The sequence below is a fragment of the Streptomyces sp. NPDC059695 genome (genome assembly GCF_042733785.1).
GTDB lineage: Bacteria > Actinomycetota > Actinomycetes > Streptomycetales > Streptomycetaceae > Streptomyces.
Genome location: NZ_JBHWFF010000015.1, coordinates 84,533 through 93,211, shown reverse-complemented (window position 1 = coordinate 93,211; position 8,679 = coordinate 84,533). Strand labels below are relative to the sequence as shown.

Genomic DNA, 8,679 nt, shown 5'->3' with positions numbered 1-8,679 from the left:
GGTGGGGTGGTGCGTGGGCTGTGGGGCGGGGGGGGCGGGGGGGGGGGGCGCGCGCCCGGGCGCCCCGCCCCCCCCCCCCGGCTCCCATGCCGCTCTGATAAGGCCATCAGCCCTTGGTCAGTTCCTTGAGCGCGATGTTGAGCTGGAGAACGTTGACGCGGGGTTCGCCGATGAAGCCGAGGATGCGGCCGTCGGTGTGGTCGGCGACGAGCTTGTCGACCTGGGCGACGGTGAGGTGGTTCTTCTCGGCGACTCGGTGGATCTGGAGCTTCGCGTACTCAGGGGAAATGTGCGGGTCCAGGCCGGAGCCGGAGGAGGTGACGGCGTCGGCGGGGACCTCGGAGGGCCTGACGGTGTAGCCGGCTACGGAGTTGTCCTTGACGACGGCCGCCTTGGCGTCCGCGACCTGGGCGCAGAGCGTGCCCTCCTCAGGCTTCTCCGGGCAGTACTCCCTCCCGTCCTTGCCGGTCACGGCACCGTTGTCGCCGGAGCGGTTGGTGGCGCCGGAGAGGATCAGCTCGTACTGGGTGTTGACGCTGTTGGTGCCCAGGCCGTTGGAGGGACGCGGCTGGAACCACTTCAGGTCCGGGGCCGGCGTCTCCTCGCCCTCCTTCAGCGGAAGGCTGTAGGTCTGGCCGATGAGCTCGGAGCCGACGACCTTCCCGCTCGCGTCCTTGATCTCGGAGCCGTTCGCCTGGCCGGGGAGGGCCACTTGGGCGATGCCGGTGACGGCGAGCGGGTAGAGGACGCCGCAGATCACGGTGAGGACGAGGAGGGCGCGCAGGCCCGCCCAGAGCACGCGGCCGGTGTTCGCTGCTGAATTGTTCATCGCGGGTCAGCCGATTCCGGGGATGAGGGAGAGGAGCAGGTCGATGATCTTGATGCCGACGAACGGGGCGATCAGGCCGCCCAGACCGTAGAGGCCGAGATTGCGGCGGAGCATCTTGTCGGCGCTGGTCGGCTTGTACTGGACACCCTTGAGGGCGAGCGGCACGAGCGCGATGATGATCAGTGCGTTGAAGATGACGGCGGAGAGGATCGCGGACTCGGGCGAGGCCAGGCCCATGATGTTGAGCTTGTCGAGCGACGGGTAGGCGACGGCGAACATCGCGGGGATGATCGCGAAGTACTTCGCCACGTCGTTGGCGATGGAGAAGGTCGTCAAGGCGCCTCGGGTGATGAGGAGTTGTTTGCCGATCTCGACGATCTCGATGAGCTTGGTCGGGTTGGAGTCGAGGTCGACCATGTTGCCGGCCTCCTTCGCGGCCGACGTGCCCGTGTTCATCGCGACGCCGACGTCCGCCTGCGCGAGCGCGGGGGCGTCGTTCGTGCCGTCGCCGGTCATGGCGACCAGCTTCCCGCCGGCCTGCTCGCGCTTGATGAGGGCCATCTTGTCCTCGGGGGTGGCCTCGGCGAGGAAGTCGTCGACTCCGGCCTCCTCGGCGATGGCCTTCGCGGTCAGCGGGTTGTCACCCGTGATCATGACCGTCTTGATGCCCATGCGGCGCAGCTCGTCGAACCGCTCCCGCATGCCCTCCTTGACGACGTCCTTGAGGTGGATGACGCCGAGGACGCGGGCGCCCTTGTCGTCCTTCACCGCGACGAGCAGCGGAGTGCCGCCGGCCTCGGAGATCCTGTTCGCCAGGGCGTCGGCGTCGTCGGCGACCTCGCCGCCCTGCTCGCGGACCCAGGTGACGACCGAACCGGCCGCGCCCTTACGGGTCTGCTTGCCGTCCACGTCGACGCCGGACATGCGGGTCTGGGCGGTGAACTCGACCCAGGTGGCGCCCTCCAGCTCGCCCTGGTGGCGCTCCCGGAGCCCGTACTTCTCCTTCGCGAGGACCACGATGGAGCGGCCCTCGGGGGTCTCGTCGGCGAGCGAGGACAGCTGGGCCGCGTCGGCCAGTTCGGCCTCGGTCGTGCCCTCGACCGGGACGAACTCGGATGCCTGGCGGTTGCCGAGGGTGATGGTGCCCGTCTTGTCCAGGAGCAGGGTGGAGACGTCGCCGGCGGCCTCGACCGCACGCCCCGACATCGCGAGCACGTTGCGCTGCACGAGCCGGTCCATGCCGGCGATGCCGATCGCGGAGAGCAGCGCGCCGATCGTCGTCGGGATCAGGCAGACGAGCAGGGCCGTCAGGACGATGAGGGAGGTCTGCTTGTCGGCGCCCGCGTAGATCGCGAACGGCTTCAGGGTGACGACGGCGAGGAGGAAGACGATCGTGAGGGACGCCAGCAGGATGTTGAGGGCGATCTCGTTCGGGGTCTTCTGCCGTGCCGCGCCCTCGACCAGGTTGATCATCCGGTCGATGAACGTCTCGCCGGGCTTCGTCGTGATCTTGATGACGACCCGGTCGGACAGCACCTTCGTACCGCCCGTGACCGCGCACCGGTCGCCGCCGGACTCGCGGATCACGGGGGCGGACTCGCCGGTGATCGCGGACTCGTCCACCGAGGCGACGCCCTCGACGACGTCACCGTCGCCGGGGATGATGTCGCCGGCCTCGCAGACCACGAGGTCACCGATCCTGAGCTCGGTGCCCGGGACCCGCTCCTCGTTGGTGCCGATGATCCGGCGAGCGACGGTGTCGGTCTTGGCCTTGCGCAGGGTGTCCGCCTGCGCCTTGCCCCGTCCCTCGGCGACCGCCTCCGCCAGGTTGGCGAAGACCGTGGTCAGCCACAGCCAGGCGGTGATCGCCCAGCCGAACCAGTCCCCCGGGTTCAGGACCGCCAGCACGGTGGTGACCACCGAGCCGACGAGCACCACGAACATGACCGGCGACTTGACCATCACGCGCGGGTCGAGCTTCCTGACCGCGTCCGGGAAGGACTTGATCAACTGCTTCGGGTCGAAGAGACCTCCGCCGATCCGTCCGGGGGCGTGGTGTCCCCCGGACAGGTCGCCGTGGGGCGCCTTGGTGCCAGTCGCGGTGGACATCTCGTCCTCGTGCTTCTTTACGTCGTTGGTCATGCCGCGAGCCCTTCGGCGAGCGGTCCCAGCGCGAGGGCCGGGAAGTAGGTGAGGCCGGTGATGATCAGAATCGTGCCGACGAGCAGGCCCGTGAACAGCGGCTTCTCGGTCCGCAGCGTGCCCGCCGTCTCGGGGACGGGCGCCTGCTCGGCCAGCGAACCGGCCAGCGCGAGGACGAACACCATCGGCAGGAACCGGCCGAGCAGCATCGCGAGGCCGATCGTCGTGTTGAACCACTGGGTGTCCGCGTTCAGACCCGCGAAGGCCGAGCCGTTGTTGTTGGCGCCGGAGGTGTACGCGTAGAGGATCTCGGAGAAGCCGTGCGCGCCGGAGTTGGTCATCGAGTGCTGCGGGGTGTCCAGGACGAACGAGGCCGCCGTGAAGCACAGGACCAGGGCCGGGGTGACGAGGATGTAGCAGGCCGCGAACTTGATCTCGCGGGTGCCGATCTTCTTGCCCAGGTACTCGGGGGTGCGGCCGACCATCAGACCGGCGATGAACACCGCGATGACCGCCATGATCAGCATGCCGTAGAGGCCCGAGCCGGTGCCGCCGGGGGCGATCTCGCCGAGCTGCATGCCCAGCATCGTGATCCCGCCGCCGAAGCCGGTGTACGAGGAGTGGAAGGAGTTCACCGCGCCCGTCGACGTCAGCGTCGTGGCCACCGCGAAGATCGACGAACCGCCGATCCCGAACCGGGTCTCCTTGCCCTCCATCGCGCCGCCGGCCAGGTCGAACGCCGGGCCGTGGTGCGAGAACTCGGTCCACATCATCAGGGCGGTGAACCCGATCCAGATGGTGGCCATGGTGGCGAGGATCGCGTAGCCCTGCTTGATCGAGCCGACCATGCGACCGAAGGTGCGGGTGAGCGCGAAGGGGATGACGAGGATCAGGTAGATCTCGAAGAGGTTGGAGAGCCCGTTGGGGTTCTCGAAGGGGTGGGCCGCGTTGGCGTTGAAGTAGCCGCCGCCGTTCGTGCCCAGCTCCTTGATGACCTCCTGCGAGGCCACCGCACCGCCGTTCCACTGCTGAGAGCCGCCCATGAACTGGCCGACCTCGTGGATCCCGGAGAAGTTCTGGATCGCACCGCAGGCGACCAGGACCAGCGCGCCGATCACCGAGATCGGCAGCAGGATCCGGACCGTGCCCCGGACCAGGTCGGCCCAGAAGTTGCCCAGCTCACCGGTACGGGAACGGGCGAAGCCCCGCACCAGGGCCACCGCGACCGCGATGCCCACGGCCGCCGACACGAAGTTCTGCACCGCGAGGCCGCCGGTCTGCACGACGTGGCCCATGGCCTGCTCGCCGTAGTACGACTGCCAGTTCGTGTTCGCCACGAACGAGGCGGCCGTGTTGAACGCCTGGTCCGGGTCGATCGACACGAAGCCGAGCGAGCCCGGCAGCGAGCCCTGGACGCGCTGCAGCAGGTAGAGGAAGAGCACACTCACGGCGGAGAAGGCCAGGACACCGCGCAGATAGGCGGGCCAGCGCATCTCCGTGTCCGGGTTGGCTCCGATCGCCTTGTAGATCCACTTCTCGGGCTTGTAGTGCTTCTCCGAGGAGTACACCTTCGCCATGTGGTCACCCAGCGGTCGGTACGACAGGCCGAGGGCGACGATCAGCGCCAGAAACTGGAGGACTCCGGCAAGAACAGGACTCATATCCGTACTCAGAACCTCTCCGGCTTGACGAGGGCGAGGACGAGATAGACCAGCAGGGCGACGGCCACGATCAGACCGACGATGTTCTCGGCAGTCACAGCTTGGCCACCCCCTTGGCGATGAAGGCCACCAGCGCGAAGACCGCGATCGTGGTGACGACGAAGGCCACGTCGGCCATCGTGAGCTCCCGGATGAAGGAAGAACGGATTCTCGGACAAGATGAGGAAATCGCCTTTCGGCCACGGATCGGCCCTCGTTAACGGCCCTCATACGCCCCGCAGCTCCGTCTTGACGCGTCCCCTACGGCTCCCCGGCTCCCGGCGCGGAACCAAGCCGCTCCCCCGCCCGTTCGCGTCGGCGCCCCGGGTGCGGCCGGACCCCGGACACCAGTACGTCCAGGCCCTGCCGACTCGTCGCCAGGACGACGCGGTCACCCGCGCGCAGCACACGGCCGTGCACCGGACGCCGGTCAAGACCGGTAGGCCTCTCATGGCGGAAACCCGCCAGGGTGTCCCCGGTGGCCACCTGGGGCACGGCCCCCGTGCCCACGGGGGACGTGGCGTCCCGTCAACGGCCGTGGGTGAGCCGGCGGCGGTCCGCGGTCCTCGTGTCGGGCAGCAGCTGGGTGCCGCCGAGGCCGGCGGTCTCGGCGCTGTCCTCGCTCGCCGGGTCGTCCTCGTGGGCGCCGGAGAGGAGGGCGAGGGTGGCCAGGTCGGCGGCGTGCGGTGACGTTCCGGCCGCCCGCACCACGCCGCGGAACACCTTCCCCCGACCTGAGGCTCCGTTCCGCCGCCCCTCAGACCGCGCAGGGCAGCGAGACGACCATGGTCAGGCCGCCGCCGGGGGTGTCCTCCGGGGTCAGTGTGCCGGACATGGCCTCGGTGAGCCCGCGGGCGAGGGCCAGGCCGAGGCCGACGCCCGTGGTGTTGTCCGTGTCGCCCAGGCGCTGGAACGGCTCGAAGACCCGCTCCCGGTCACCTGGAGGCAGACCGGGGCCGCGGTCGACGACCCTCAGTTCCACCCGGCCGGCGAGCGCGCTCACGGTGAGCAGGACGGGGTGGCCGGGTGGGGCGAAGCGGCTCGCGTTGCCCACCAGGTTGGCGATCACGCGTTCGAGCAGTGGCGGGTCGGCGAAGACCGCCGGCGCCTGCTCGAAGCCGTGCAGGACGGGTCGGGGTGCGTCGGAGGGCAGCGCGTCGAGCGCCGCGGGCAGGACCTCTTCCAGGGCCGTGGGGCGGAGTGAGAGGTGGAGGGCGCCCGCCTGGAGACGGCTCATGTCGAGGAGGTTGTCGATGAGCCGGGCCAGTCGGGCCATGGACTCGTCTGCGGTGGCGAGCAGTTCGTCGCGCTCGTCCGGGGTGAACTCGACGTCGGTGCCGCGCAGGGAGGCGACGGCCGCCCATCCCGCGGCGAGGGGCGTGCGCAGGTCGTGGCTGACGGCGGCGAGCAGGGCCGTCCGCATCCGGTCCGCGGCCCGTACCGGCTCCACCTCCGCGGCCGCCTCGGCGAGCCTGGCGTGTTCGGCCGCCGCGGTGACGTGTGCGGCGAACGCGGCCAGGACACGTCGGTCCGAGGCGGGCAGGGTCCGGCCGCGCAGGACGAGGAAGTGGCCGTCGCCGACGGCGACCTGGCTGACGGCGGGTTCGCCCGCACGGGCCCCATGGAGCTCCGCGGCCGGTACGAGCTCGGCGGACTCGGCTCCGAAGATCTCCCGGGTGCGGGCGAGCAGAGCGGACACCGTGTGGTCACCGCGTACCACCGACCCGGCGAGGGAGGAGAGGGTCTCGGCCTCGGCGGTGGCCCGGGCGGCGCGTCTGGACAGACGCAGGGAGCGGTCGACGGCTCCGGCCATCACGGCGGCGACGAGGACGAAGACCGCGAGGGCGAGCATGTTGTCGGCGTCGGCGAAGGTGAAGGCACCCACGGGCGGTATGAACCAGTAGTTGAGCAGCAGCGACGCGGTGACGGCTGCGACGAGCGCCGAGACGACCCCGCCGAGGCAGGCCACGCCGACGACGGTGGCGAGGAAGAGCAGGGCCTCGCTGGTGAGGTTGAACACCCCCCGCGTGTGGTCCAGGAGCAAGGTGAGCAGGACCGGCAGGACCAGACCCGCGACCGGTCCGGCGACGCGCCGTGAGACGGGCAGCCTGTGGCGGCGGGAGGGGAGCAGCCGGCCGTGTCCCGCCCTCTCGTGGGTGACGGTGTGGACGTCGATGTCGCCGGAGAGCGCGACGGTCGTCTCGCCGATGCCGCGGCCCGTCAGGAAGCGTTCGAGCCGGCCGCGCCGACTGGTGCCCAGGATCAGCTGGGTGGCGTTCTCGGCGCGGGCGAACTCCACCAGGGCCGTGGGGACGTCGTCCCCGACGACCGTGTGATGGCTGCCGCCGAGGCTCTCGACGAGCCGCCGCTGACGGGCGAGGGCCGCGGAGGAGGTGCCGGCCGCGAGGCCGTCGCTGCGGACGACGTGCACGGCGAGCAGGCGGCCCTGGGCCGTCCGGGCGGCGATGCGGCTCGCGCGGCGGATCAGGGTGTCGCCCTCGGGTCCGCCGGTGAGGGCGACGACGATCCGCTCCCGTATCTCCCAGACGCCGCCGATGCCCCGCTCGGAGCGGTACTTCCGCAGGGCCTCGTCGACGCGGTCGGCCACCCACAGGAGGGCCAGTTCGCGAAGCGCGATGAGGTTGCCCGTACGGAAGTAGCTGGCGAGGGCGGCGTCGACGTCCTCGGGCGGGTGGATGTTGCCGTGGGCCATCCGGCGCCGCAGCTCCTGCGGGTCCATGTCGACGAGCTCGATCTGCTCGGCGCGGCGGACGACGGCGTCGGGGACGGTCTCGTCCTGCGGCACCCCGGTGATCTTCTCGACGACGTCGCTGAGCGACTCCAGGTGCTGGACGTTGACGGTGGTGACGACGTCGATGCCGGCGGCGAGCAGCTCCTCGACGTCCTGCCAACGGTGGGCGTTGCGGTGGCCCGGTGCGTTGGTGTGGGCGAGGTCGTCGACGAGGATCAGGGCGGGCGCGCGGCGCAGGGCCCGGTCGAGGTCGAGCTCGGGGCGGACACGACCCTCGTGGACGGCGTGGGCGGGCTCCAGGGGCTCCAGGCCGGCGAGCATCGCCTCGGTGCGGGGGCGGCCCTGACATGCGGCGATGCCGACCACGACATCGGCACCGCGCGCCGCTCTGCGCCGGCCCTCGTCCAGCATGCGGTAGGTCTTGCCGACGCCGGTGGCCGCACCGACGAGGACCTTGAGCCGCCCCGGACGGACCTCCGGGTCGACGGGCCCCGACGGCGCGGGCAGGTTCAGAACTTCTCCGGGCGGATCAGGGCGGCCACGAGATAGCCGACGATGCCGGCGGCGACGATCAATCCGACCACCTTCTCCACGCTCATGAGTGCTTCGCTCCCTGGTGAGTCCCTGCGGGTGTCCTGCTGCGAGGAAACCCGGTGCGCGGCGCGCGTACGAGCACTTTGACGGGTCCCTTGCGGGGTGCCGTCGCATGCTGACGGCGTCTTGGCGGATCTCTGGCGCGGAGCCGCTCGGTCAGCGGAACTCCGCGAGGCGCGGGCGCAGTCCCGGGGCGGCCGGACCGGCGACGGCGACCTCGTCGTACAGCTGGATGGCCTTGTCGTACGGGACGGCCGTCCGGCCCTTGCCCGCGTCGCCGTTCGCCGGCGGGGAGTTGACGGCCTGAGCGTCCATGTCGTCGAGGGCGACGTTGAGGTCGGCGGCGCTCACGGTGCGCGGGGCAGGGTGCCCGGTGACGGCGCTCCACGTGTCGGAGGCGGCGAATCCGGCTGTGCCCATCAGCCCTGCGCCGATGGCCGTGAGCAGGAAGATCGCTGTACGCAGGAGGCGCGGGCGAGCGGGGAGCGTGCCCCACGTGCGGCGCCGGAGCGCGTGAAGGCGGCGGGTACCCGCCGGCCGGCGGACGGGCAGTCCGGGGGGCGCGCCCCCCCCGGGGGGGGGCCCGCCCCCCCCCCCCGGGGGAACAACCCCCGGGGGGGGGGGGGTGGGGGTCCGGGGCGGCGGGGGCGGACCGGGGCCCA

At 71.1% G+C, this 8,679-nt stretch carries 8 protein-coding genes; all 8 read right to left on the bottom strand.

Annotated elements, in window-relative coordinates; genetic code table 11:
* Window positions 1-106 precede the first annotated feature (106 nt).
* Window positions 107-829, bottom strand: a complete 723-nt coding sequence (locus ACFV2S_RS20255; RefSeq protein WP_385560669.1) for a potassium-transporting ATPase subunit C — start codon at window positions 827-829, stop codon at window positions 107-109.
* Window positions 830-835: 6 nt separating this feature from the next.
* Window positions 836-2,971 carry a potassium-transporting ATPase subunit KdpB gene (kdpB, locus tag ACFV2S_RS20250; protein WP_385560666.1) on the bottom strand — a complete coding sequence of 712 codons (2,136 nt, stop codon included), beginning with the start codon at window positions 2,969-2,971 and terminating at the stop codon, window positions 836-838.
* The gene (gene kdpA, locus ACFV2S_RS20245) at window positions 2,968-4,632 is read right to left on the bottom strand and encodes a potassium-transporting ATPase subunit KdpA (protein ID WP_385560663.1); all 1,665 of its coding nucleotides are present in this window, start codon (window positions 4,630-4,632) and stop codon (window positions 2,968-2,970) included. The genes kdpB and kdpA overlap by 4 nt, the downstream gene beginning before the upstream one ends.
* Before the next feature lie 8 nt (window positions 4,633-4,640).
* The gene (gene kdpF, locus ACFV2S_RS20240) at window positions 4,641-4,730 is read right to left on the bottom strand and encodes a K(+)-transporting ATPase subunit F (protein WP_329853613.1); all 90 of its coding nucleotides are present in this window, start codon (window positions 4,728-4,730) and stop codon (window positions 4,641-4,643) included.
* 469 nt (window positions 4,731-5,199) lie between these two features.
* The gene (locus ACFV2S_RS20235) at window positions 5,200-5,382 is read right to left on the bottom strand and encodes a hypothetical protein (protein ID WP_385560659.1); all 183 of its coding nucleotides are present in this window, start codon (window positions 5,380-5,382) and stop codon (window positions 5,200-5,202) included.
* 46 nt (window positions 5,383-5,428) lie between these two features.
* Complete coding sequence (locus ACFV2S_RS20230) at window positions 5,429-7,834, bottom strand: ATP-binding protein (protein ID WP_385560656.1); 2,406 nt, start codon at window positions 7,832-7,834, stop codon at window positions 5,429-5,431.
* 98 nt (window positions 7,835-7,932) lie between these two features.
* Complete coding sequence (gene kdpF, locus ACFV2S_RS20225; protein ID WP_385560653.1) at window positions 7,933-8,022, bottom strand: K(+)-transporting ATPase subunit F; 90 nt, start codon at window positions 8,020-8,022, stop codon at window positions 7,933-7,935.
* 151 nt (window positions 8,023-8,173) lie between these two features.
* The gene (locus tag ACFV2S_RS20220; protein WP_385560650.1) at window positions 8,174-8,437 is read right to left on the bottom strand and encodes a hypothetical protein; all 264 of its coding nucleotides are present in this window, start codon (window positions 8,435-8,437) and stop codon (window positions 8,174-8,176) included.
* Between the last annotated feature and the right edge of the window lie 242 nt (window positions 8,438-8,679).

Bases quoted from the DNA above. Each gene is read 5' to 3' on its own strand.
- ACFV2S_RS20255 (WP_385560669.1), bottom strand. From the start codon at position 829: ATGAACAATTCAGCAGCGAACACCGGCCGCGTGCTCTGGGCGGGCCTG.
- kdpB (WP_385560666.1), bottom strand. From the start codon at position 2,971: ATGACCAACGACGTAAAGAAGCACGAGGACGAGATGTCCACCGCGACT.
- kdpA (WP_385560663.1), bottom strand. From the start codon at position 4,632: ATGAGTCCTGTTCTTGCCGGAGTCCTCCAGTTTCTGGCGCTGATCGTC.
- ACFV2S_RS20230 (WP_385560656.1), bottom strand. From the start codon at position 7,834: ATGCTGGACGAGGGCCGGCGCAGAGCGGCGCGCGGTGCCGATGTCGTG.
- kdpF (WP_385560653.1), bottom strand. From the start codon at position 8,022: ATGAGCGTGGAGAAGGTGGTCGGATTGATCGTCGCCGCCGGCATCGTC.
- ACFV2S_RS20220 (WP_385560650.1), bottom strand. From the start codon at position 8,437: ATGGGCACAGCCGGATTCGCCGCCTCCGACACGTGGAGCGCCGTCACC.